This is a genomic window from Paraflavitalea soli (assembly GCF_003555545.1).
In the GTDB taxonomy this organism is placed as follows: domain Bacteria; phylum Bacteroidota; class Bacteroidia; order Chitinophagales; family Chitinophagaceae; genus Paraflavitalea; species Paraflavitalea soli.
The window spans coordinates 2975517-2999989 of record NZ_CP032157.1 but is presented as its reverse complement, the minus strand read 5'-3'; the positions used below and the strand labels follow the sequence as shown (position 1 = coordinate 2999989).

Genomic DNA, 24473 nt, shown 5'->3' with positions numbered 1-24473 from the left:
GAATACAACGCACGTTGATGAGCTTAAAGGATCCTAAATCCTACATTCTACATTCGAAATTACTTCTTCTTCGGTGCCGCCTTCTTTTTAGCCGGTGCTTTCTTGGCCGCGGCTTTTTTGGCCGGCGCTGCTTTGCCTTTTTTAGCAAATGCATTGGGAACCTGCAGCTCGATCATCTTCTTCACCTCTTCCAGGCTTACCCCGGCCATCTCTTCGGCGGTGTATTTGGTGTCATCGGCTTTCTTGCCCAACTTCAGCATTTTCTTGCCAAAGCGGAGGAAAGGACCCCAGCGGCCATTTTCGATAGCGATCTTTTCTTCCGGCCAGTGCTGAATATAACGGTTGGCTTCCTTGCTTACCTTGGCGTCGATCAGTTCTTTAATATCTGAAGCGCTCAGGGCGTCGAAGTTGTAACGGCGGGGTACATTGATAAACATATCGTTCCACTTGATAAAGGGACCAAAACGGCCTTTACCCTTGGTAACCGGTTTATTCTCGTACGTGCTGATAGGGGCATCAGCCGTTTGTTTTTCTTTGATCAGTTCAATAGCGCGGTCGAGACTCACTTCCAGCGGATCTTCACCCCGGGGGATGGAAATAAACTGCTCGCCCAGTTTTACATAAGGACCAAAACGGCCTATATTGACCGCCACTTCCTGTCCTTCGTATTCACCCAGTGTACGGGGCAACTGGAACAGCTGCATGGCTTCTTCCAGCGTGATTGTCTCAATGCTCTGGTTTTTTTGGAGGCTGGCAAAACGTGGTTTCTCCTCGTCATTCACATCACCTATCTGCACCATGGGACCATAACGTCCCATACGGGCCACTATTTTCTTGCCGCTTGCTGCTTCTATACCCAGCTCTCTTTCGCCTTTGATGCGTTCTGCATTCTCGATCGTATTGTCTACATCCTTTTTGAAAGGAACATAAAAATCGTCGATCATCCGGTTCCACTTCAGCTTGCCTGCTGCCACTTCATCAAATTCTTCTTCCACGCGGGCCGTGAAACCATAATCCATAATATCATCGAAATACTGTTTCAGGAAGTCTGTCACTACCAGACCGAGGTCCGTAGGGAATAGTTTCGACTTCTCTGCACCTGTATTTTCCTGTTCTGTTACTTTGGTAATGGCGTTATCGGCCAGGCGAAATACCCGGAAATCGCGCCTTACCCCGTCCTTATCTCTTTTCTCTACATATCCTCTTTTCTGGATGGTAGAAATGGTAGGAGCGTAGGTAGACGGGCGACCGATGCCCAGTTCTTCCAGCTTCTTTACCAGCGATGCTTCCGTATAGCGGGGCAATGGCCTGCTGAAACGTTCGATCGCTTTCATTTCCCGGAGCGGCAGCTGTTGTTTCACACTCAATGGGGGCAACATGCCTTCGTTCTGCTCCTCTTCCGTAATATCCTCATCATCCCGGTCTTCCCGGTATACTTTCAGGAACCCTTCAAACTTCAGTACTTCGCCGCTGGCCGTAAGCTCTTCTTTATTGGTAGATACCTGTATTTTGGCAATCGTTTTTTCCAGTTCAGCATCGGCCATCTGACTGGCCATGGTCCGTTTCCAGATCAGTTCATACAGTCTTTTGGTATCCGGATCATCTACTGTGGAGTTCTCCATATAAGTAGGTCGGATAGCTTCGTGCGCTTCCTGTGCCGATTCGTTCTTGTTCTTGTATTTACGGGGCTGGAAATACCGGTCGCCATATTGGCCCGTCACCTGGTTGCGGATGCCATCCATGGCTGTATCGCTCAGGTTCACACTATCCGTACGCATATAGGATATATTACCGCTTTCGTACAGCTTTTGCGCCAGCAACATGGTCCGGCTTACGGAATAGCCAAACTTACGCGAGGCTTCCTGCTGCAGGGTAGAAGTGGTAAAGGGAGCCGAAGGAGACTTCTTGCCTGGTTTTACCTGTATGTCCGTCACCGTATAGTCGGCGCCAATACAGCTTTGCAGGAACTTTTCTGCATCTTCTGCCTGGTTGTATTTCTTGCCTTCAGCACCAAATGTCACCTGTTTGCCGGTGGTATCTTTGGCGGTGAAAAGGCCTTCTATCTTAAAGGAGCTGACAGGTGTAAAAGCATTGATCTCTCTTTCCCGCTCAGCAATGAGACGAACAGCCACACTTTGTACACGGCCTGCGCTCAGGTTATTCTTCATGCTCATCTTACGCCAGAGCACAGGACTTAATTCAAAACCCACAATGCGGTCCAGTATCCGGCGGGCCTGTTGGGCATTCACCAGGTTCATGTCTACCGTGCGGGGCGTATTGACTGCCTTGACAATGGCAGGCTTTGTAATTTCATGAAAAACAATGCGTTTTGTAGTAGAAGGATCCAGGTTGAGTACTTCGCAAAGGTGCCAGCTGATGGCTTCTCCTTCACGGTCCTCATCCGTTGCCAGCCATACTTCGTCAGATTTTTTAGCCAGCGTTCTCAGTTCTTTCACTACTCTTTCCTTCTCATCCGGTACTATATAACGGGGTTGGTAATTGTTCTTAACATCAATACCCATCTCGTCTTTCTCCAAATCACGGATATGACCATAGCAACTTTTCACCTCGAAATCTTTGCCCAGGATCTTCTCAATAGTCTTCGCTTTTGCAGGGGACTCTACGATCAATAAATTCTTCGCCATACGTTGATTAAACGGTTTAAAATAGGCCTGTTGGCGTGCAAGTTTAGTGTATAAGCATGAAATCAACAAATTGATGCCTGCACAAGCCTGCATAATTAAAAGAAAATCAGTAGGAAAGAAGATTCGTAGATAATCGTTCCCAAACCGGGAATTGCGGTTGAGTTTTACCCGTTTAGCACTCTTCTGCCAATCCTGGCCGCTCTGCCGTGCAGGTGCCAACCCTTAGTAAATGCGCTTTAAGTGCTTACCTTGAGTGAACCTTAAGCCTACCTCAGCCCCTGCACTGATCGGGGCTTATGCCCCTTTCGTCTACCAGTTGCACTATCTATTGCTAGATTCAATATCTTTAACGGATAGCATATCCTGCAGCCTGTCATTGAATCAATTGCCCAACATATTTTCAATGGGCGATGGGGCCGTCACCATCGACCTGGGTAACCAGCTTAGCGAATCGCTGAATGGCAAAGTCCTCGCTATGTACCAATGGCTGCAGCAGCACCCCTTTGAGGGCCTCAAAGACATTATAACCGCTTATTCCTCGCTTACCATCATATATGATCCTTATTTCTTAAAGACCCATTACCAGCCCGCTAATACGGTATTTGAATGGGTACAGGAAAGGATCATCACCGCTTACCACCAATCCGGCCCCCAGGTCTCGGGCACACCGGTAAAACATCGTATCCCTGTCCATTATGGGGGAGAGAACGGGGCCGACCTGGCTTCCCTGGCCCGGGAAAAGCAGCTTACACCCGCCGAGGTGATCAGTATCCATACCGGCAAATTGTACCGGGTATACATGATCGGCTTCCTGCCGGGATTCTCCTACATGGCCGAGGTAGACGAACGTATAGCCCTGCCACGAAAAGAAAAACCTGTACCCGTAACAGCCGGTAGTGTGGGCATAGCCGGCTCACAAACAGGTATTTATCCCTTTAATAGCCCTGGCGGGTGGAATATCATCGGCCGTACCGCCGTTCCAATGTTCAACGCTCAGGCTCAAAATCCCGTACTATTAAAGGCAGGTGACGAAGTTGAGTTTTATAATGCGAATAGCTAAACCCTGACACTCTTATGTCGTTATCAATTATCAAACCCGGATTACTGGATACTATTCAGGATATGGGCCGGTATGGCTACAGCAGCTGGGGTATTAATCCCGGCGGGGTAATGGATGGCTATGCTGCCCGCGTAGCCAATATGCTGGTGGGCAATGACCCGGGCGAGGCGGTAATGGAGATCCATTTTCCCGGCGCACATATCCTGTTTGAACAGAATGCCCTGATCAGTATAACGGGGGCCGATTTCACCCCCACGCTCAATGAGGATGAACCGGTAAGCACCTGGCGGCCCATCGTGGTGCGGAGGAATACCCTCCTGCATTTTCCCAAATGGCAATCCGGCAGCCGTTGTTACCTGGCCGTTCATGGCGGTTTTTGTGTGCCACGCTGGCTCAATAGTTATAGCACCAACCTCAAAGCAGGCGCCGGCGGTTTCCATGGGCGCAAGCTGGATAAAGGCGATGAACTGCCTTTTAAGGAAAATTCCATCTACTTCGCGGGCCTGTTGAAAGAAACCCGGGAATACCAGCCATTGAACTGGCGGGTAGATACGGGCCGGACGTATCACCTGCCCCACGAAATATTGTTTACCATCGGCAATGAGTGGCCCCAGCTCACCCATTCTTCCCAGCGGGATATGCTGGAGAATAATTTTACGATCCATCCTTTTTCCGACCGCATGGGCTACCAATTGCGTGGTGTGCCTTTGAAACGGCAGCATACGACCGAGTTGGTATCCTCCGGTGTAAGTTTTGGCACCATTCAGCTATTGCCCGATGGACAGTTAATTCTACTGATGGCCGATCATCAAACCACGGGCGGTTATCCCCGGATCGGTCATGTTATTTCCTCCCAATTGCCCAAACTGGCACAGTTGAGACCCAGCGACAGCATACAATTTAGTATGGTAGATATGCCCACTGCCGAGGAATTGTTATTTTCACAGGAGCATGAGCTCAATATTATTCAAAGAGCCTGCTATGATCACCTGAATCAACTGGTATGCTAACAACCGATATTAACTGTGACATGGGGGAGAGTACCCATCTTTGGCCGTATGATATAGAAAATGACATCGCTTTATTACCCTGGGTCAGTTCCATCAACATAGCCTGCGGATTTCATGCCGGCGATCCATTTACCATGCATGAACTGGTAGCGGCCGCTACAGAGGCGGAGATCGCTATTGGCGCCCATGTGTCCTTTATGGACCGGGACAACTTTGGCCGCAGCAATATGAACCTGTCGCCCGAACAGGTTTATGACCTGGTCGTATACCAGATAGGCGCTCTGCAGGCTTTCCTGAAGTTGTATGATGCCACCTTGCACCATGTAAAACCACATGGCGCCTTGTACAATATGGCGGCAGCTGATCCGGCATTGGCCGATACGATCTGCAGGGCGATTAAAAACACCGACAACAATATGATCCTGTACGGCCTTTCTGGCAGTGAGTTGATCACAAGAGCGAATGCGGTGAAACTGATCAGCTATAGCGAAGTGTTTGCCGACAGAACCTACAGGGATGATGGAAGTCTTACCCCGCGTACCGAAGCCAACGCCTTGATCGAGGACGAAGCAGCTTGTATTAAACAGGTATTGCAGATGGTGCAGCAGGATACGGTAACTACTACCAGTGGCAAAAAGATACCGATGGAAGCTGAAACGGTTTGCATACACAGCGATGGCGCCCATGCACTGGCATTTGCCAAAAAAATTAACCAGGCCCTAAAAAAACAAGGTATTGAAATTTCAGCTTAAGCGATCAGGCAACTCCTCCAACAACAAGCGTATTGTATTTGGCGGCGGCGGCGCCGTACTGGGTGCAGCTTTCTTAATGGCCAATTCATCCATCGGGCCGGGTTTCCTCACACAAACCACTGTTTTTACCAGTCAGTTACTGGCCGGAATGGGCTTCGTGATCCTGGTATCCGTATTATTGGATATCGGGGCCCAGCTCAATACCTGGCGGGTGCTCACAGTGAGTGAACTGCGGGCGCAGGACCTCGCCAACAAACTATTGCCGGGGCTCGGTTACTTCCTGGCTATACTGGTGATCATCGGTGGCTTTGCGTTCAATATTGGCAATATTGCAGGTTGCGGCCTGGGTATGAATGTGCTTACCGGTATGTCTTTTGAGACCGGGGCCATCATCAGTTGCGTAGTCGCGTTGGCCCTTTTCTGGTTGAGTGAGATTGGTAAAATGCTGGATGGCTTCACCAAGACATTGGGCGTGATCAAAATACTGCTTACCTTATATATTGCCTTTAGTGCCCATCCGCCTTTGGGCGAAGCCCTGCGGCAAACCATCCTGCCCGAAAAGATCAGCACCGTAGCTATTGTAGCCCTGGTGGGGGGTACGGTAGGCGGTTATATCACTTTTTCGGGTGCTCACCGCCTGCTGGATGCCGGTATTAAAGGACAGGATCAATTGCCGCAGGTAGACCGCAGCGCGATGAGCGGCATCGTGATCTCCAGCATTATGCGCTATGTACTGTTCCTGGCTGTGTTGGGCGTAGTAGTACAAGGTGTAGTGCTGGATGCCAATAATCCGCCGGCCAGTGTATTTAAGCATGCGGCGGGTGAGCTGGGCTTCCGCATTTTTGGCGTGGTACTGTGGAGTGCTGCCATCTCCTCGGTGGTGGGGGCGGCCTATACTTCTGTTTCTTTCTTCAAGACCTTTCACCCGGTTTTTGTAAAGCATGAGCGCTTGTGTATTTCTGTGTTTATCATTTTGTCTACCGTCATCTTTGTATGGATCGGCAAACCTAAGCAGTTACTCATTGCTGCGGGGATCGTCAACGGGTTGATACTGCCCATCGGACTGGCCATTATACTCATTGCTGCCATGAACCGTACCCTCATGAAAGGATACCGGCATCCGGTATGGATGCAGCTATCGGGCTGGGCGGTGGTGATCGTGATGGGCATTATGGGCGCCAAGGCCATCGCCGGTGACCTGCCAAAGTTGTGGAGGTAACCATTTTTATATATTTTAACCCTTTCCCATGGCAGCATATTTTGAATACTTAATCCCACTTTTTATTGGCATACTTTGTATCACCAGTTCCAAAACCCTGATCAGGGACAGTGATGCTAACTATATGAAGAAAGTGTCAACTATACGAAGGGCAGGCTGGGTGTTGGTGGGAGTGGGGGCTATTCTTGCCCTCGCTAAGTACTTCAGTCATTGAGTCATTCCTGCTGATTTTGAATCCTGCGTAATTGGTATTATTTTAATCCCCGAATTATTAGCAAACCTACCATGAAGAATTTTGATGCTATTAAAGCCGAATACCTGGCTAAAGGTGTTAAAGAAGACAACCTGGCTTATGCCATTCAATCTGTAAAAGATGGTTCCAAAAGAGAACATATCCTGGAAAGCCTGACAGCCGATTACCGGGGTATGGATGATATACAAGCTACCCAGCTATTGGAAGAGCTTTTTGCTGCCAATGGGGGAGAGTTTAAAAAAGAGAATAGGGGCGGTTATCTATATGGCAGCTTCTTCCTGCTGTTTGGCCTGGCGGCTGCTTTTTACCTTTTTTATGTGTATACCTATGGTGGGGTGCTCATCAGGCCTGTTCTGATTTGGATCGTGGCGGTGGGTGGTACATTGGGTGGCATTGGTTATATCGTCACATCCATGGCCGGCAAGTTCCGCGATACGGATGAACCTTTTAAAGATTAACTCCCGCTAGTATGCGTAGAATAATACTACTTTGTTGTTTACTGTTTACGGCCTCCCTCGCCTTCTCCCAAAAATACATTGGGCTTTCCAAAAAGGCCGTCTACCGTAACCTGAAAACAGCTGGTCTGGCGAACAGCCCCATTGAAACGAACGATCAGTCTGTGGTGATGCATGTAAAAGACAGTGCTTACCAGCCAGCCTCTTTTTATTATTACTTCGATAAGGATGGTAAATGCTACCAGGAAAAGAGCGTCACATTCTGCGATACCTGTTATATTAAGTACCGGAACCGGTTGCTGGACCGGAAGAAATATGAATGGGTCAAGGTCAATGATACCGTCTATGTTTCCAAATTCTCCCGGAAACGCACCCTGGAGCTCCATCCCAATCAGCACGACAGGACCATCAACCTGTTTAAGACCCCCTGGCAAAAAGAGGAATATGAGCAACTGCTGGCCCGCCGGCAATAAGGTAATACCCCTCTCGTTGCCTTTTTGCCCCGATGCCTTATTGCCTTTACAATTCTTTCACGTTTCATTTGCAATTAATACGTTTATTTGCCGTTGTAATTCTGTTCCCACTTCAACCGCTATCGCTCAATTTTTTACATTTTATTCATTAAAGCATTTGTATGGCTGCTCAAGAACCTGTGCAGGGCAATGACCTGTACGCCTACGACTCCTTTAGCGGGGGAGGCGGTAAAAGATCCGACAATAATTTTCTGTGGTGGTGTGCGGGCGCGCACCAGCAATTACTAAAGCAATTTCCCTCCGAACACAGCAAGTACGGCGGGCTGGGAGGGGTAATACTGGCCACTTTTGTGCTGGCCGCTATTTCTTCGGGGTATGCTATTTACAGTATCTTCAACAATGTTGGCTGGACCATTCTCTTTGCTATCATCTGGGGCCTTATCATCTTCAACTTCGACCGGTTTCTCGTATCCACCATGCGTAAATATGGGGTAAGCAGACGCAAACAGTTTTGGATGGCCCTGCCCCGTATTGCACTGGCTTTGCTGATCGGCGTTACCATTGCCCGGCCACTGGAGTTGAAGATCTTTGAAAAGGAGATCGATACCAAGGTGGTGGAGAATATTCACAAAAAGATCCAGCTCAATGATAGTTTGCTCCAGGCCGAAAATACCGCCCTCATGCAAACCACCACGGCCGAGCGCAGTCGTTTGGAAAGCAGGAAACTAGCCATTGAAGATACCCTTCACCGGCTGCAGCAGGCCTATGTGCAGGAAGCCGATGGCACCGGCGGATCGGGCCGGCGGGGCATTGAAAACCTGACCCGGTTAAAGATGGATGCCTTCAACAATGCCCGTCAGCAATATGCGCCCGAGCTTGTGCTATTGCAGGGCGACCTGGTAAAGCAGGACAGTATCCTGGCAGGCGCGAAAGCCTCCATGGAGGAGAAGCGTAAGCAATACGAAGCCTCCGCCAAAGCGAATGTGGGCTTCCTGGAGCGCAACAAGGCGCTTACCGACCTGGCCGATGAAGAAAGCAGTGTATTCTGGACTAGCATGCTCCTGTCGCTGCTGATCATTTTAATAGAGGTAGGACCTATCCTGTCAAAGCTCATTATGCCCGTAGGGCCTTATGATATTGCGCTCGCCAAAGAAGAACTGACCCTGATGGCTGCTTCTGAAAATGATATGCGGAAGGATAAAGAGCTTACCTCCGAAAAGAAGAAAGCATTTTACCGCAAGCAGAAAGAAGTATCGGACCAGTTGTCTGAAAAGCTGAGCGCCTTACAGCAAAAGCATATTGATGAGGAACTGGACAAGTGGGAGCGGGGTGAATGGAATCCCAAAGACCACCGTGCTTCCATGGATGAGGTGATGCGCAAGATCAAGGAACGTTACCAGGTAGATGAAGGCGATCTATTGTAAGAAAAAGTAGATACCAACAAGGATCAGCAATAAAACCAGGGTCGGCAGGTAAGTACGCTTGCTGACCTTGTATTTTAACCTTGCCGAAGGAAGCAGCAAAAACAGTAAAGCCAGCAGCATTATAAAGACCACCACACCACCGGCAATTTTATTGGTCGTATCTGTGAGGCTAAAGCCCTGCACCATCAGGATGATGGCAATGCTGTTTAACAGCAGCAGCAGCGTAACACCAATTATCCAGCCGGCCTTCTTACCTTTTAACAGTAACCAGCCGCCAGCCAGTGCCAGCAAAATGCTGAGTATCGAACGTGCATGATTCAGGAGTTCGGCCCTGCTGATCTGGAAATTCCCTTCCTTTACAGCGTATGCATCTGATTTGGAGGACATAAAATCAGCCACCTGCCACAGGAGGTAGATAATGCCAATGATCAGCACCAGGATGCCGGCAAATTTTTCTCTCCAGCTTAATTTGAGAACAGGGGGCTGCATTTGTTGCGTTTCCATACAAGAACAGGGGGATTGAGCACGCAAGTTTAGGGTAAAATCGGGAATTGGCAATCAAGAGGGTGTATCCACCTGTCTCAGGAGGTTATTCAGCGCCGGTGTAATGGCCCGGGCATGCCCACACATTGCTTACGGCTTGCCTACGCATTGCCTACGCATTGCCTACGTATTGCCCAAACGCCTCTATAAACCCCTGTTTAGGCCATATGGCGGCCATTCGGGTATCTGTCTGAGGCTATGTGCAGGCAATTAGCGGCTATCACTACCATTGTTAAAGACCTATAGCTGCTTTAATGCTATCCGCCAATTTAGCTGCCCAGCGACCATATTCTTTGCCGGAGGGGTGTAAATGGTCGGTAGTGACCAGCGAAGGGTCAGTAGTTGCTTCCCGTGTGCCGGGTGTAATGTCAATGTAATGCACGCCGTATTCGTCGGCCAGGGATTTGTTAATGGCATTGAAGCTATCAATTTCCTTCGCTATCTGTGCGCGGTCGCGCCCTTCTGCATAGGGTGTGGCGCCCCAGTCGGGGATGGACAATACAAATACATGCTGAGGATGGCGACCGGCAAAGGCAATGGCTTGTTGTAGCAGTAATTCAAACTGTTCGGCGTATTCCGTACTGCTTCGGCCACGGTATTGGTTGTTGACACCTATCAGCAGGGAAACTATGTCATAGGTACCATCAAGTGTGGCGGCGGCAATGCCCTGCTGCAGCTCGTCGGTGGTCCAGCCGGTTTTGGCTACAATAGTGGGCTTGCCAAATGAAAGGCCTTGCTGGTTAAGCAACTGCACTGCCTGGTGGGGAAAATTCTCTATGTCGGGCACGCCTTCACCAATGGTGTAGGAATCGCCCAGGGCGAGATACGATCGGTTGGTTGGGTTCATATCCTGTGCTGTTGAAGGGTAGAGCATGGTCACACAAAGGTATATGAACATTGCTACTTTGTTCATAATCAGAATCCTTGCTATTATATACGTAATAGGCGCGGTTTTGTATTTATATAGGCACAGTCAATTGTAATCAACCTTAAACCGAACACTGCCTGTATCAAAACCGGACAATCGGTGCCGTGATTTTGCCAGGTAATTGCTTCATAAGCAGGCTGTTAAATTCTGGCATTTTCTTAGGTGTATTATTGCCATTATTTCTTACCACCGGAAAAAAGCTGTTATGATCAGGAATTATTTCAAAATAGCGTTTCGCAACCTTTCCAGGCACAAAGGACACTCGTTTATCAATATAGCCGGCCTTTCTGTGGGCATGGCGGTGGCCATGCTTATTGGTCTGTGGATCTATGATGAATTGTCTTTCGACAAGTATCACCAGCATTACAACCGCATTGCGCAGGTGATGCAAACCCGCAATTTCAGCGGCAATGTTCGCACCGATCAGGCTATTCCTCTTCCTTTGGAAACGGAGTTGCGTAAAAGCTATGGCAGCGATTTCAAGCACATCGTCCTGTCATCCTGGACCTGGGGCCATATCCTGGCCATTGGCGATAAAAAGATCATGCAGCCCGGCAGCTTTATGCAGGCTGGTGCACCCGATATGCTTAGCCTCCACATGCAAAAGGGAACAAGGAACGGATTGAATGATCCATCGGGCATATTGCTTGCTGCTTCCGTAGCTAAGTCTTTGTTTGGTGATGCCGATCCCGTGAATCAGGTCATCAGACTCGATAATACACTCAATGCAAAAGTGACCGGTGTATTTGAAGACCTGCCGGCCAATACCACTTTCAAAAAGGTAGCTTTCATTGCTTCCTGGGACCTCTATGCCTCCAACAACGATTGGGTGAAAAATGCGGGTGATCAATGGGAGAACAATTCTTTCCAGTTATTTGTGCAGCTGGCCGACCAGGCGGATATCGCCAGTGTGTCAGCCAAAATAAAGGATTCGAAATTAAAGCACCTCGATAAGGAAGGCACGAAGACCAAACCCGCTCTTTTCCTGCAACCGATGAGCCGATGGCATTTATACCAGGAGTTTAAGAATGGCGTCAATACCGGTGGGCGTATTGAGTACGTCTGGCTCTTTGGTATCATAGGCGTATTTGTATTATTGCTGGCCTGCATCAACTTCATGAACCTGAGCACCGCCCGCTCTGAAAAAAGGGCGAAGGAGGTTGGTATACGCAAAGCCATCGGTTCTATGAAATGGCAATTGATCGGCCAGTTTTTTAGTGAGTCGTTACTGGTGGTGGGCTTTTCATTTGTGACGGCGATCTTACTCGTATCTCTCATGCTGCCATTTTTCAATGATGTAGCAGCCAAAAACATTCAGCTGCCGCTTAGCCTCCCTGCCTTTTGGCTCATGGGCCTGGCCGTGGCATTGGTCACCGTTTTGCTGGCTGGTAGTTATCCTGCTTTCTACCTGTCCTCCTTTCAGCCGGTTAAAGTATTAAAGGGCACTTTCCGGGTGGGCCGTTTAGGTTCCATTCCGCGCAAGGTATTGGTGGTGGTTCAGTTTTCCGTTTCCGTTGTACTCATCGTAGGTACCCTGGTGGTGTTTCGCCAGGTACAACATGCCAGGAACCGGCCTACCGGCTATGACCGGGCCGGTTTGATCAGTGTTGCCGTATTGACAGCAGAAACACATACCCATTTCAATGCTATGAAGCAGGAACTCCTGCAATCCGGTGCCGTATTGGATATGTCCGAATCCACCAGCCCGCTTACGACCGTTAACAACAATTCCAGTGGACTGGAATGGAAAGGGAAGGACCCCACGGTAATGGACGACTTTGCTGTTATTGGTGTGGATCCGGGATTTAGCCATACTGTAGGCTGGCAATTTGTAGCCGGTAGGAATTTCAATGCGCAATCCCTGGCTGATTCATTCACCCTCATTTTAAATGAGTCGGCTGTTAAATACATGGGCCTGAAGAATCCTGTGGGTGAGATCATACACTGGGGCAGGGACTATACCATCATTGGGGTGGTGAAGGATATGATCATGCAATCGCCTTATGAACCTGTTAAGCAAACCGTCTTTGCGTTCCTGGATGGTATGAGCGAGGTCGTTAATATCCGGATCAATCCTGCCAAAAGCACCCGCGAGGCATTGGCGGCTATAGAACCTGTTTTCAAGAAATATGCACCTGGTGCGCCGGTTGACTACAAGTTTATTGATGAGGAGTACGGCCACAAGTTTGCTGATGAAGAACGAATTGGTAAGCTGGCTGGTTTCTTTGCCGTGCTGGCTATTTTTATCAGTTGTCTCGGCTTGTTTGGAATGGCTTCTTTTATGGCAGAGCAACGTACCAAAGAGATAGGTGTGCGGAAAGTATTGGGTGCTTCCGTATTCAATTTGTGGCGACTGCTCTCTAAGGAGTTTGTGGTGCTGGTGTCCATATCCCTGGCCATTGCAATCCCCTTGTCCTGGTACCTCATGTACAACTGGCTGCAGAGTTACCAGTACCGTACGTCCGTAGCCTGGTGGATCTTTGTTGCTGCGGGTGTGGGTGCCATGGTCATTACCTTGCTTACCGTAAGCTTCCAGGCCATTAAAGCGGCACTGGCCAATCCCGTAAGAAGTTTACGATCAGAATAACAGGCTGGTTTATCTTTTGATCACCACCGCCTGCGTATCGGGATAATAGTTTTCCATTAAAACTGCTTTGACATCGGCCTGTAACTTGGCGTAATTGATCTTCCTGTTGTAGGTGTATCCATACAGGGTACCGCTTACTTCGTTTTGGGCGTTCTCCAGCTGTTTGATCAGTACATAATTCAATTTTAAAGCATTGTCATTGTTGTGTGATCTTTGAACGTGCAGGCGGTAAAGCTGTTCTTTATCACTGCCATCCTCGTTAGTACTGTATACATAATAGATGATCTTTGAATACCTGCCTTTCGCATCGGGGTCACCCGGCTCGGGGTACCATTCATAACCCCACACATTCTTATCTTTCCATTTGAAGTAGGTAAAATTGTAATACTGGTCCATCCCTTCCGGTAGCTTCTTGTTTTTATACGCTTTATACAACAGGTGCTGGTACTTTTTTGCCTGCTCTGGCTTACCTGCACCAAAAGAGGAGACCACCAGGTTTTTATACATCCAGTATTTGCGGTTGACAAATGTTTCCTTAAAATAAGGCGCACCCTTTTCAATGAGTTGTAATGATTGTTGTCCAAAATAGAAGGAACTGTCAAACTTTGCCTTCAGCCTGTAATACAATTCCAGCCTTGTAGTAGTGCTTAACGAATTCCAAACGATATAGGGGTAAAGTGTATCCGTTTTATCACAGGTGGACTCTACATCTTTCAGTAGTCTCCAGGTATCTGTCAGTTTGTTGGCCTCGAGTAGAATTTCTGAGGCGTTGTATATTCTGATCAAAGAAGTTTGTCCATAGGTGTTGACTGTAATAGCCAGCAGTACGATGAAGAGTTGACTTTTCATTGTCGGGTATTGGATTATTGGATATTCCCAAAATAGCAAAAGTGCCAGGCAATGTCAACCCCATATATGTCAATAAGGTGAAGGAGCAGACTATAGTGTTCTCTTCGGTGTGATAACCAGGTTTTTAAAAGAGATTAAAATTTGGAGGCCGCCTGTTTCAAAGGCACAAAAAGACTACTTACTTAATCCAAATAAAAAGAGGTCGTTTCCAGAAAGGAACGACCTCTGTGCTTATGTAATAGCTTATAGTTCGAACTGGCAGGCTGCTTATTGACCCATACCCTGCATACCGTTCTGCATACCTTCTGATTCGCCCTTCATGTTCTTGCGTTTGAACAGGCCGATATCAAACTTACCAAAACGGTAGCTGAAGTTCACCCGCACGATCTGTGGGTCCCTTCTTCTCCAATCCGTTTGTGTAAAGCCGAGGGATTCAGAGAAGGCATAGTAACGGCGTGTACGGAAGATATCATTCCAGTTAACTGAAATGGTAGCAGTATTCTTCTTGATCATGAACTCTTTTCTAAGGCCCAGATCGGCGCCATAGTTGGCATCGATAAACCCTTGTACTGAAGAAGGTGCAGCGCCCATGAAGCCGCCACCGCCGCCCATACCACCACGACCACCGCCGCCGCCGCCATTGCTGGTGCTTACAGGCAATGCGCTCTTGGAAATATAGTCACCGCTCAGCTGGATGCTCCAGCCTTTAGCGATCTTGAACGTGTTGTTTACTTTGGCCGACCAACTTGTACGCTCATTCGTCAATTGTTTGGTCACATTATCTCCGTTGATCTTGGAATAATATACGTTGGTGCTGAAGTTCATATCCCACCACTTGGTCCAGTTGTTGCGGAACACCAGTTCAAGGCCGGCAGCATACGCATCAGAAGCATTGATCCAGGTAGATACAAAAGCCGAATCATTTTCTACTTTCTGCCAGCTTTGGTAACGGGAGATCAGGTTGGTTGTGTACTTACCAAATACAGTAGCCAGGAAAGTGTTGTTGTTCTTACCATAGGTCTTTTGGTAAGACAACTCCAGCGAATGCGTAAACTCTGGCACCAGGTCGGGGTTACCAGTTGAATAACTCAGTTTGTTGGAGATATCATAGTTGGGCATCAACTGGAAGAAGTTGGGCCGGTTTACCCTGCGGGAATAGTTTACCTGGATATCCTGCTTATTCTCAAACGAACGTGTTAAGAATACGCTGGGGAATAAGCTGATGGGAAAGCTGTTGGAATAGTTGTCTTTTCCGATTTGCTTGCCATCATAATTAGAGCTTTCTGCACGCAGACCCAGTTGGTAGCTCCACTTGTCCTTTATCTTTTGAGAGAAAGTAGCATAACCGGCATATACATAATCCGTGTACTCAAAATTGTTGCTCAGGCCCACATTGGCGCTACCATTGGTAGAGATGAGCTGAGAGCTTTCAGATTTGCGGATCTGTGCACGCAGGCCCGCTTCCCATTTCATGGTCTCGGTGATGGGGTTTACAAAGTCTGTTTGCGCTACAATAAATTTGTTCTCACCATTGCCAAGCGTGCTTTGCAATTGCTCTGGTCCTTTGGGATTTGTTTGATCTTTATCATCAAAAGAACGGAACATGACGTTGCTATTGTTCTCATTCTTACTCAGGTTATAATTCACATCCGCTGTCCATTCTTTACCCGCTTTGGCAAAGAGGTGCTTAAAGCTCAGCTGCGTACCGTAGTTGCGGAACTCAAATTCACCCAATGTATTGCGGTATTGGGTTTCATAAAAATTGCCGGCAGTGTCAATATTGTAATTCTCCTGGTTGTTGTTCTTAAAGGTACCACGTACGATAGATTGCGAGATAGACAACGTGTTGCGGTTGTCTACGAAATAATCCAGCCCAAAGCGGCCAAAGGCAAAAGAACCATTGTTCACCTGGTCATTATCCTGGTGTTGGAAAGTGTTGGGTTTGGTCAAGGTATTCAATTGGTCCGACCAACCCCAGCCTTTTGATTTACGCTGGTTGTACATGGCATTGGCAAATACGTTGAGCTTGCCCTGGCGTATGTTGAGGTCGCCACCGGCATTGATCTTCGCACGGGAGTCAATACCGGCGCGGATGCTGCCGTTATAACCCGCTTTGCGGTTCTTTTTCAATACGATGTTGAGGATACCCGCCTGACCACCACTGGCGTCATACTTGGCCGAAGGGTTGGTGATCATCTCCACACTTTGAATGGCATCCGCCGGGATCTGGTCCAGCGTGAGGGTAGTGGGGCGTCCGTCTACAAATATTTGAGGAGCTGCATTGCGCAAGGTCACATTGCCATCGATATCAACATTGAGAGAAGGCACATTACGCATTACATCTACGGCTGTACCGCCGGCGGAAGTAATATTCTTTTCTACGTTGAAGATCTTGCGGTCAATGCCCATTTCGATCAAGGGTTTGGAGCCCGTTACCGTCACTGCTTCCATCACCTGTGCATCCTGCTCCAGTTTGAAATTGCCCAGGTCCTTATCTACGGCATTCATAGCCTGGCTCATATCGCCCTGGCCAAACTTCAGTTCAAATGCTACCTTTTGCTCGATGGTTTTATAACCAATGGCGGTGATCTTCAGGCGGAACTGGCCAAAGATGGGCAGGTTCTCCAGGCTAAAGTCGCCATTGCCGCGGGTAAGCATACCACCTATAATAGTATCCTTTGGTTTTTTGGTTGTAACATCCATTTTGGATTGGATCAGCTGCACAGAGGCCGCTTCCACCCCTTTATTGGTCTTTCCGTCCACAATACGGCCGTAAAAGTGGCCAATACTGGGCACTCCGCCACCGCCGCCGGGCCGGCCGCCACCGGGCGCTCCGCCTCCGGGAAACTGGGCCATGCTATGGCTATACAAAGCTGCACAAACAAGAAATAGCAGAAAACTTCTCATATCCTGGTTAATTAATTTGAGGGGTTAGACGCAAAAGTCCCTTAGAACTTGTGACGCCGGAATGACATTGTGATGAGTGGCAAGGCTTGTTAAAAGGACACCGTGGCCAGCACTATACCCAACTGAACAAGTCCAATAAGCAATCCCAGCAGAGCCGCCAGCAGCGCTGCTTTGTTGAGGTCGGAACCTATAGCCTGATAGACAGATACTTGTATCTTATCAGTTGGAATAGCAGTTACTTTATCGATGACCATTTGCTCCAGGTTGAGGTCTTCCTGGAGATTTTTAACATATCCTTTCATAACAAGGGGGAAGATCGTTTCCAGTTCTTTCAGGAAGATCTCCTTCAACTGGTTGATGGTGCGCTCGCCGATAAAGGCGCTGATCATCGGGAAAGATTTAGGCAGTCCTTTGCGCAGGAAATCGTCAATATGTACTTCTACCTGCGGCATGATCTTTTGCAGACTTTCCGGGCTGGTGATCTTCGTTTCCAGGTCGGCAAAGGAAAACAACTCTGTGCTCACCGTTTTGGCCAGTTGTACCGTCCATTGCTGGCGTTTGCGGGGGAAAACGAAGCCAAAGAACAGTTTTACGAAAAGCTGGATCGTTAACCAACCTAAAAATGCAGACAGTATGGGGATCATTAACCACCAGGGGCTCATTGCAATCAATTGAATGATAATTAAAACGGGAAATTGAGGGCGCAAGGTACGCTTATTTTACGGGCCTGGCGATTCCGGGGACTGCCCGATATTAGCCAACCTTATACCAAGCTGGCCTCATCCTTGTACCAACCATGTGTCAAACAGGGGTGTTCTCGAATGAACGGTACTAGTTTGACACATGGTTGACACATGCTTTAAAGAAGGTTGACAGATTGTTCACTTTTCTGAAAATATTTTTTGAAGGAGCATGTCATCTGGCGGCCGGGCAGGAGAGGAGCAGGGTTTGCCTGTGATTATCAGGGTTATCTGTGGACAAAAAAAGCAAACTATCTAAAAAAAGAGAACCTGATTTTTTTGGCGGGAAACAGATTTACTTTACTTTTGCACTCCCAATTAACACGGTGGTTGTAGCTCAGTTGGTTAGAGCATCAGATTGTGGTTCTGAGGGTCGCCGGTTCGAACCCGGTCATCCACCCGGAAAAAAGAGGCAGGTAACTGCCTCTTTTTTATTGCACCTGGCGCCCGCTTCAGCCATACCGGTAAATCGAATAATTGACCTGTATGCCGTTTATCCTCCGCTCTTTTCCGATCTTCCCGAATTGCAGGATTTTACGCTAAAGCGATTGTTAATATTCATTTTGAATTGCAACAACCCTCCTTATTTATCGTTATTTTTGGAAGCAATGACTAAAGTATTAAGTTATATGGTTAAAAGAAAGAATCTACCCGTAGTGTTGATTATCCTGGGTGCCGGTTTGTTTCTGGCCTTCCGTACCCTCGGAATTGTAGGAGGCAATAAACCACCCGATACAAAATATGACAAGATCCTGCATTCTGTAGGTGAAATGCTCGAAGAAAACCATTACAGTCCTAAAAAGATCGATGATAATTTCTCCAAAGAGGTCTTTAAAAAATTCCTCACCAACCGTTATGTCGACGAAAGCAAGAACATCCTGCTGCAGTCAGACATACACCAGTTGAAGAAATTTGAAACCACCATCGACAATGAGATACTGGGAGAGCCGGTGCAGTTTGTACCTGCCGTTTCTGAGATCGTGAAAAAGCGTATCCTCGAAACGGAGCTGGTCTACAAAGACATACTGAGCAAGCCCTTCGATTTTACCAAAGATGAATCGGCCAACTTCAACACCGATGAACTGGATTTCCCCAAAAATGAAGCAGAACGTAAAGAGGCCTGGCGCAAAAGGCTGAAGTCTTTGGTGCTCGACCGTTATGCCGACCTGCTGGAAGCCCGTGATAAGAACAAAGGCAAAGACAGTGTGAAAGCGAAAACAGATGCCGAGCTGGAAAAAGATGCCCGCGATCGTGTACTGAAGATCATGGACAGGTTGTACGAGCGTCTCAAAGTAAAGGTGTCTGATGATGACCGCTTCAATGAATTTGTAAAGACCATCACCGAGTCGATGGATCCCCATACCACCTTTTTTCCTCCTGTTGACAAACGTTATTTCGATGAGCAAATGAGCGGTACCTTTTTTGGTATCGGCGCCTCCCTGCTGGATGGCGAAGGCGGTATCAAGATCGCAACCCTTATCACCGGCAGCCCTGCCTGGAAGTCGGGCGAAATAGCCGTGGGTGATCTGATACAGAAAGTAGGACAGGGATCTGCCGAACCGGTAGACCTGGCTGGTTTCTTTGTAGAAGATGCTGTGAAACTGATCCGTGGCAAACAAGGTACAGAAGTACGCCTGACATTGAAAAAGACGGATGGTTCCATTAAAGTGGTGACCCTTATCCGTGATAAGATCGTGCAGGATGAAACTTTTGCCCGCAGCGCGATCGTTAATACCGTGAGCGGTAAGATCGGATTTATATACCTGCCGGAATTCTATGCCGATTTTGACAATCCCAAAGGTCCCCGTTGTGCGGAAGATGTGCGCAAGGAGATCATAAAGCTGAAAGAACAGAAAGTAGATGGTATCGTAATGGACCTGCGCAACAATGGCGGCGGTTCACTCTACGATGTGGTGCAAATGGTGGGCTTCTTTATTGAAGGTGGCCCCGTAGTACAGGTGAAAGACCGCGATAGCAAAGACCCCATGGTGTATTATGACCGTGATAAAACCTTGTTGTACGATGGTCCCCTGGCGGTAATGGTCAATGAGTTCAGTGCTTCTGCCTCTGAAATATTTGCCGCTGCTATCCAGGATTACGACCGTGGTATCATCATCGGTAGCACCACTACCTATGGTAAAGGAACGGTGCAACGTAACATTGGCCTCGATAAAAACCTGGGTATGCTCAATCCCAATAGCGACCTGGGTACTGTAAAACTGACCCTCCAGAAGTTTTACCGCATCAATGGCGGTTCTACCCAGCTGCGTGGTGTAAGTTCTGATATTCCATTGCCCGATCTGGCTGAGTATTCCAAGCTGCGTGAAAAAGACAATCCCGATGCATTGCCCTGGGATGAGATCAAGAAAGCTGATTACAGCCGCTGGAAATATGGCCTCGACCTCGCGCCTATCAAAAAAGCCAGTGATGACCGTCTGAAGAGCAATGATGCTTTTACTAAAATAAGGGCCAACGCCGAGTGGTTGAGCAAACTGAATGATAAGATCACTCCTCTCAACCTGAAGAAATTCCAGGAAGAGCAAAGGCAGTTGAAAGCTGTAGGCAAAGAAATTGATTCGATCAATAAATCTGCCAAGGAACTGGATGTGGAAGCCATGCCGGAAGACCTGAAGAAGTTTGAATATGATACCGGTAAATCAGAACGCTTTAAGCAATGGATCAAAACCCTGCGCAGCAGTGATATTTACCTGGGCGAAGCCGTGAATGTGATCAATGATATGATCGTTCAAAAGAACCTGGTATATAATACCAACGGTAATCCCCGCAAGAATTAAGAGGATTTGTCAGTCTGAATTCCTTGTCACCAGCCTGTCGAAGGCGGCTAAAGGGTGGGTCGCCCTTTCGGGGCGGCTCACCCTGATCTAAAGGAGCTTGTCGAAGGGGACGAAACCGGCAGATTGAATAAGATATTATCGAACGCTGAATGGGACTACACCATTCGGCGTTCTTTTTTAGGTATTCCCTATTTTTGTTATTCATTACTACCCATTGCCATGAGTATTTTAGACCGGTTTAAGCAGATCACTACGTTTATATTTGATATGGATGGCGTACTCACCGACGGTACCGTATATGTGCTGGATGGTGGTCAATACCGCCGGATGAGCATTAAAGATGGCTTTGCCCTCCAACTGGCTGTCAAGAAAGGATACCGGATAGCAGTTATCTCCGGCAGCACCAGCGACCCTGCTGTAGAAAGGCTCCACAAACTGGGTATACAAGATGTGTTTATGGGCGTAAAGGATAAAAAAGCCCGTTTGAACGAGTACCTGCAGCAGCACAAGCTGCAGTATGCCGAAGTGTTGATGATGGGAGATGATATTCCCGACTACGATGTGATGCAAACGGTAGGGCTGGCCTGCGCTCCGGCCGATGCCGTCAGTGAAATAAAGGAAATGGCCCACTATATCTCCCTCTACCCGGGTGGTCTGGGTTGTGTACGCGATGTGATCGAAAAAGTACTGAAACTGAATGATCACTGGGACTTGCATACGAATACTACCAGCTCTTAGTTTCGCGTTCCGCGTCTGAAGTTTCGGGTTGCTTCCGCTATTCAGGCTGGTGGAGTAAAGCCTACCCGCAAAAAGGCATATTATATTTATTTGTAAGTTACTTCTGAGGAACCCGAAACCCGACACTCAAAACCCGAAACATTTAGAATTCTGTGATTATCTTAGCGCATTCATGAAACTACTGGTAGCATTTTTAAGGCTGGTAAGAACATTGAACCTGGTGTTTATTGCATTCACCCAGTTATTATTCCTGTATTGCATAGTGATCCCTGTATTTCAGCAGGCCAATATGCCCCTGATCATTCCCATCTCTCAGATTGTGATCCTGGTGGTGGCTTCTGTATTGATCGCTGCCGGCGGTTATATCATCAATGATTATTTTGACCTCAATATTGACCAGGTAAACAAACCGGGCAAGCTGGTGGTAGAAAAGCACATCAAGCGGCGCTGGGCCATTGTATGGCATTTTGTATTATCAACAGCAGGCATTCTGCTTAGTGCCTGGGTAGCCTGGAAGACCCGGATATGGTGGTTGGCTCCTGCCAATGTATGTTGCGTAATAGCACTGTGGTTTTACTCCACTACTTTTAAGCGAAAGCTCCTGAGCGGCAATATTATTATTTCCCTGCTTACGGCCTGGACAGTGATGGTAGTAGGCTTTATGGTCCACTATAAAGTGATCAAAACGCCCGGCCTGTCTGGCCTGGTACAGGCTTCCAAGATCATGCGCATTACCTTCCTGTATGCCGGCTTTGCCTTTATCATTTCCCTCATCAGGGAGGTGATCAAGGATATTGAGGACATGGCAGGCGATGCCAAATACGGATGCCGCACCATGCCCATCGTTTGGGGGGTGAATGTATCCAAGGTATTCACCGGCACCTGGATCGTGGTACTGGTAGCCGCTCTGTTCATTGTGCAGGCCTATGTGCTCACTTTTGAGTGGTGGGGATCGGCGCTGTATTGTGTTTTACTCATCATTATCCCGCTATTATATATATTGCGTAAGCTATATACCGCTCAATCCAGCCGGGAGTTCCATGTCCTGAGCAACTGGGTCAAGCTGGTGATGCTTACGGGCATCGTGTCGATGATCTTCTTTAAAATCTATTTTGCATAATGGCTAGTCAACGCGTAGTATTGGCTTCACAGAGCCCCCGACGGAAACAATTGCTGGAATGGGCCGAGATCCCTTTTGATATCATCGTGCGCTCTACCGATGAAACTTATCCGCCCGGCCTGCCCACCGATGCCATTCCCGTTCATATAGCTCGTCAGAAAGCCCTGGCAGTACAACACTGCGATGAATACAGGCTGTACAAAGCCAATGCTACTATTGTGGCTGCCGATACCGTGGTGGTGCTCGACAGCAAGATCATTGGCAAGCCCACCGACCGTGAAGATGCCATCGACATCCTGAGCGCCCTCTCCGGCAAGAAACACCTGGTGATCACCGGTGTGGTTATCCTGCATGAGGGAGAAGAGATCGCTTTTGCCGATACTACTGAAGTATGGTTCCATCCCATTACTACCGGTGAAATTGCCTTCTACGTCGATAAATACCGTCCCTTTGATAAGGCCGGGGCCTACGCCATCCAGGAATGGATAGGGGTAACCGGTATTAAACGCATCAACGGCGATTTCTACAACGTGATGGGCCTGCCTGTCAGCAGGGTAGTACAGGCGCTGAAGACCCTTGGGTAGGAAACAAATATGACACCTGCCAATACAGGTGCCCGAAAGTTTCGTATATATCCCAAATTCCAATAGCCATGACCGAACGGCTACTCCAGTTTATCTGGCAATTCCAGTATTTCAACAACAAGCACCTGCAGCTCCCCGGAGGGGAATCTTTCGACATCGTACATCCCGGCCTGTTAAATGCCAACCAGGGGCCCGATTTCCTGGCTGCCAGAATTAAGATGGGCGATGCCCTCATTATTGGCCCCGTTGAACTGCACATCAAAACCTCCGGCTGGTACAAACACGCCCATCAGTTCGATCACCATTACGACAAGGTAATCCTGCATGTAGTATGGGAAGACGATATGGATAGTTCCCAAAGCCCCATACCCGTATTGTCCCTGCGCGACCGCGTATCGAAGTTATTGCTGCAGCAATACGAAGACTGGATGAACAACCGCTGGTTCATTGCCTGCGAACAACAAATTACACAGGTGTCCGACATTACCTGGCTTTCCTGGAATGAACGTTTACTGGTGGAAAGGCTGCAGCGGAAATCGGCTATCGTGTGTGAATTACTGCAGCAGAATAACCAGCACTGGGAAGAGACTTTCTGGTGGCTGCTGGCCCGCAACTTTGGTATAAAAGTCAATGCAGAGGCTTTTGAGGCCGTGGCCCGGAGTATTCCACTCACCGTACTGGGCAAACACAAGAATCGACTATTACAACTGGAAGCATTGTTACTGGGGCAGGCAGGATTACTGGAGAAGGACTATGAAGACGGTTATGCCCGGCAGTTAAAAGAAGCTTATCAGTTCTACCAGGCCAAGTACAAACTCCAAAAGGGTCCAAATACCACTCTCTTCCTTAGAATGAGGCCGGCGTCTTTTCCCACCATCAGGCTGGCCCAGTTGGCGATGCTTATTCATAGTTCAGGTCATTTGTTCTCAAAAATTAAAGAAATCATTTCAGTAAAGGATGTTAAAAGCCTGCTGGATGTTACTGCCAGCGCCTATTGGGACCAACATTATACTTTTGATAAGATTTCGCCGGCAAAGCCTAAAAAACAGGGGGATAGCATGATCAACAATATCATCATCAATACCGTGGTGCCGGTTCTTTTTGCCTATGGTTATCTGCGGCAGGAGCAGGAGTACAAAGACCGGGCTTTGAAATGGATGGAAGAAACGGCGGCTGAAAAGAATACGATCATACAGGGATTTGCCCAATGTGGTATTAAAAGCCGGAATGCTTTTGAATCCCAGGCACTCCTCGAATTAAAGAATAGATATTGCGATCCTAAACGATGCCTTGATTGTGCAGTAGGGAATGGGCTGTTGAAGGGAAGTAGCAAACAGTAAATAAAAGCTGGTTGCAGAATGGCGTAAACAGATCAGCTGCCATGCCGCAAC

General features: G+C 48.0%; 20 protein-coding genes and 1 tRNA gene. 15 read left to right on the top strand and 6 right to left on the bottom strand.

Annotated elements, in window-relative coordinates; all coding sequences use genetic code 11:
* Positions 1-59: 59 nt before the first annotated feature.
* On the bottom strand, positions 60-2645 hold the full coding sequence (topA, locus tag D3H65_RS11135; RefSeq protein ID WP_119050384.1) for a type I DNA topoisomerase: 2586 nt from the start codon (positions 2643-2645) through the stop codon (positions 60-62).
* Between the two features lie 385 nt (positions 2646-3030).
* Between topA and pxpB the strand changes: the two genes are divergently transcribed.
* The 8 genes from pxpB to D3H65_RS11095 all read left to right on the top strand — a co-directional run bounded on the left by pxpB (position 3031) and on the right by D3H65_RS11095 (position 9291).
* A complete protein-coding gene (pxpB, locus tag D3H65_RS11130) occupies positions 3031-3705 on the top strand; it encodes a 5-oxoprolinase subunit PxpB (protein ID WP_162915552.1) in 675 nt (224 codons plus the stop codon).
* A 14-nt stretch (positions 3706-3719) separates the two neighbouring features.
* Positions 3720-4715, top strand: coding sequence for a 5-oxoprolinase subunit C family protein (locus tag D3H65_RS11125; protein ID WP_119050382.1), 996 nt, complete (start codon positions 3720-3722; stop codon positions 4713-4715).
* Positions 4709-5467 carry a LamB/YcsF family protein gene (locus D3H65_RS11120; RefSeq protein ID WP_119050381.1) on the top strand — a complete coding sequence of 253 codons (759 nt, stop codon included), beginning with the start codon at positions 4709-4711 and terminating at the stop codon, positions 5465-5467. The genes D3H65_RS11125 and D3H65_RS11120 overlap by 7 nt, the downstream gene beginning before the upstream one ends.
* On the top strand, positions 5451-6686 hold the full coding sequence (locus D3H65_RS11115; protein ID WP_245999726.1) for an NRAMP family divalent metal transporter: 1236 nt from the start codon (positions 5451-5453) through the stop codon (positions 6684-6686). Before D3H65_RS11120 ends, D3H65_RS11115 begins: the two co-directional genes overlap by 17 nt.
* A gap of 28 nt (positions 6687-6714) precedes the next feature.
* Positions 6715-6900, top strand: coding sequence for a hypothetical protein (locus D3H65_RS11110; RefSeq protein WP_119050380.1), 186 nt, complete (start codon positions 6715-6717; stop codon positions 6898-6900).
* A 71-nt stretch (positions 6901-6971) separates the two neighbouring features.
* Positions 6972-7397, top strand: coding sequence for a hypothetical protein (locus D3H65_RS11105; RefSeq protein WP_119050379.1), 426 nt, complete (start codon positions 6972-6974; stop codon positions 7395-7397).
* Between the two features lie 11 nt (positions 7398-7408).
* The gene (locus tag D3H65_RS11100) at positions 7409-7867 is read left to right on the top strand and encodes a hypothetical protein (protein WP_119050378.1); all 459 of its coding nucleotides are present in this window, start codon (positions 7409-7411) and stop codon (positions 7865-7867) included.
* A 161-nt stretch (positions 7868-8028) separates the two neighbouring features.
* Positions 8029-9291 (top strand): DUF4407 domain-containing protein, encoded by a 1263-nt coding sequence (locus D3H65_RS11095; RefSeq protein ID WP_119050377.1) that lies wholly within the window; start codon positions 8029-8031, stop codon positions 9289-9291.
* Here D3H65_RS11095 and D3H65_RS11090 read toward each other — a convergent pair.
* The gene (locus D3H65_RS11090; RefSeq protein WP_119050376.1) at positions 9283-9795 is read right to left on the bottom strand and encodes a hypothetical protein; all 513 of its coding nucleotides are present in this window, start codon (positions 9793-9795) and stop codon (positions 9283-9285) included. The two genes, D3H65_RS11095 and D3H65_RS11090, sit on opposite strands and share 9 nt — an antisense overlap.
* 271 nt (positions 9796-10066) lie before the next feature.
* Positions 10067-10747 carry an SGNH/GDSL hydrolase family protein gene (locus tag D3H65_RS11085; RefSeq protein WP_245999725.1) on the bottom strand — a complete coding sequence of 227 codons (681 nt, stop codon included), beginning with the start codon at positions 10745-10747 and terminating at the stop codon, positions 10067-10069.
* Positions 10748-10967: 220 nt separating this feature from the next.
* Here D3H65_RS11085 and D3H65_RS11080 point away from each other — a divergent pair, with 220 nt between their 5' ends.
* Positions 10968-13349, top strand: a complete 2382-nt coding sequence (locus D3H65_RS11080) for an ABC transporter permease (protein WP_119050375.1) — start codon at positions 10968-10970, stop codon at positions 13347-13349.
* A 9-nt stretch (positions 13350-13358) separates the two neighbouring features.
* On the opposite strand, the gene D3H65_RS11075 is transcribed toward D3H65_RS11080, so the two are convergent.
* From D3H65_RS11075 to D3H65_RS11065, 3 genes are all read right to left on the bottom strand, one after another.
* Positions 13359-14198, bottom strand: coding sequence for a hypothetical protein (locus D3H65_RS11075; protein ID WP_119050374.1), 840 nt, complete (start codon positions 14196-14198; stop codon positions 13359-13361).
* Positions 14199-14465: 267 nt separating this feature from the next.
* On the bottom strand, positions 14466-17105 hold the full coding sequence (locus tag D3H65_RS11070; RefSeq protein ID WP_119050373.1) for an outer membrane beta-barrel family protein: 2640 nt from the start codon (positions 17103-17105) through the stop codon (positions 14466-14468).
* Positions 17106-17194: 89 nt separating this feature from the next.
* A complete protein-coding gene (locus D3H65_RS11065; protein WP_119050372.1) occupies positions 17195-17767 on the bottom strand; it encodes a DUF445 domain-containing protein in 573 nt (190 codons plus the stop codon).
* Between the two features lie 404 nt (positions 17768-18171).
* Here D3H65_RS11065 and D3H65_RS11060 point away from each other — a divergent pair.
* The 6 genes from D3H65_RS11060 (at position 18172) to D3H65_RS11035 (ending at position 24422) form a co-directional block, all read left to right on the top strand.
* Positions 18172-18245, top strand: a tRNA-His gene (locus tag D3H65_RS11060).
* A gap of 208 nt (positions 18246-18453) precedes the next feature.
* Complete coding sequence (locus D3H65_RS11055) at positions 18454-20640, top strand: carboxy terminal-processing peptidase (protein WP_119050371.1); 2187 nt, start codon at positions 18454-18456, stop codon at positions 20638-20640.
* Between the two features lie 219 nt (positions 20641-20859).
* On the top strand, positions 20860-21378 hold the full coding sequence (locus D3H65_RS11050; RefSeq protein ID WP_119050370.1) for a KdsC family phosphatase: 519 nt from the start codon (positions 20860-20862) through the stop codon (positions 21376-21378).
* Between the two features lie 172 nt (positions 21379-21550).
* Positions 21551-22498 carry a geranylgeranylglycerol-phosphate geranylgeranyltransferase gene (locus D3H65_RS11045; protein WP_119050369.1) on the top strand — a complete coding sequence of 316 codons (948 nt, stop codon included), beginning with the start codon at positions 21551-21553 and terminating at the stop codon, positions 22496-22498.
* A complete protein-coding gene (locus D3H65_RS11040; protein ID WP_119050368.1) occupies positions 22498-23082 on the top strand; it encodes a Maf family nucleotide pyrophosphatase in 585 nt (194 codons plus the stop codon). Before D3H65_RS11045 ends, D3H65_RS11040 begins: the two co-directional genes overlap by 1 nt.
* A gap of 68 nt (positions 23083-23150) precedes the next feature.
* The gene (locus D3H65_RS11035) at positions 23151-24422 is read left to right on the top strand and encodes a DUF2851 family protein (protein WP_119050367.1); all 1272 of its coding nucleotides are present in this window, start codon (positions 23151-23153) and stop codon (positions 24420-24422) included.
* Positions 24423-24473: the final 51 nt, after the last annotated feature.

Bases quoted from the DNA above. Each gene is read 5' to 3' on its own strand.
- topA (WP_119050384.1), bottom strand. From the start codon at position 2,645: ATGGCGAAGAATTTATTGATCGTAGAGTCCCCTGCAAAAGCGAAGACT.
- D3H65_RS11085 (WP_245999725.1), bottom strand. From the start codon at position 10,747: ATGAACAAAGTAGCAATGTTCATATACCTTTGTGTGACCATGCTCTAC.
- D3H65_RS11050 (WP_119050370.1), top strand. From the start codon at position 20,860: ATGAGTATTTTAGACCGGTTTAAGCAGATCACTACGTTTATATTTGAT.
- D3H65_RS11125 (WP_119050382.1), top strand. From the start codon at position 3,720: ATGTCGTTATCAATTATCAAACCCGGATTACTGGATACTATTCAGGAT.
- D3H65_RS11110 (WP_119050380.1), top strand. From the start codon at position 6,715: ATGGCAGCATATTTTGAATACTTAATCCCACTTTTTATTGGCATACTT.
- D3H65_RS11095 (WP_119050377.1), top strand. From the start codon at position 8,029: ATGGCTGCTCAAGAACCTGTGCAGGGCAATGACCTGTACGCCTACGAC.
- D3H65_RS11080 (WP_119050375.1), top strand. From the start codon at position 10,968: ATGATCAGGAATTATTTCAAAATAGCGTTTCGCAACCTTTCCAGGCAC.
- D3H65_RS11075 (WP_119050374.1), bottom strand. From the start codon at position 14,198: ATGAAAAGTCAACTCTTCATCGTACTGCTGGCTATTACAGTCAACACC.
- D3H65_RS11105 (WP_119050379.1), top strand. From the start codon at position 6,972: ATGAAGAATTTTGATGCTATTAAAGCCGAATACCTGGCTAAAGGTGTT.
- D3H65_RS11070 (WP_119050373.1), bottom strand. From the start codon at position 17,105: ATGAGAAGTTTTCTGCTATTTCTTGTTTGTGCAGCTTTGTATAGCCAT.
- D3H65_RS11045 (WP_119050369.1), top strand. From the start codon at position 21,551: ATGAAACTACTGGTAGCATTTTTAAGGCTGGTAAGAACATTGAACCTG.
- D3H65_RS11090 (WP_119050376.1), bottom strand. From the start codon at position 9,795: ATGGAAACGCAACAAATGCAGCCCCCTGTTCTCAAATTAAGCTGGAGA.
- D3H65_RS11040 (WP_119050368.1), top strand. From the start codon at position 22,498: ATGGCTAGTCAACGCGTAGTATTGGCTTCACAGAGCCCCCGACGGAAA.
- D3H65_RS11065 (WP_119050372.1), bottom strand. From the start codon at position 17,767: ATGAGCCCCTGGTGGTTAATGATCCCCATACTGTCTGCATTTTTAGGT.
- D3H65_RS11035 (WP_119050367.1), top strand. From the start codon at position 23,151: ATGACCGAACGGCTACTCCAGTTTATCTGGCAATTCCAGTATTTCAAC.
- D3H65_RS11120 (WP_119050381.1), top strand. From the start codon at position 4,709: ATGCTAACAACCGATATTAACTGTGACATGGGGGAGAGTACCCATCTT.
- D3H65_RS11100 (WP_119050378.1), top strand. From the start codon at position 7,409: ATGCGTAGAATAATACTACTTTGTTGTTTACTGTTTACGGCCTCCCTC.
- D3H65_RS11055 (WP_119050371.1), top strand. From the start codon at position 18,454: ATGACTAAAGTATTAAGTTATATGGTTAAAAGAAAGAATCTACCCGTA.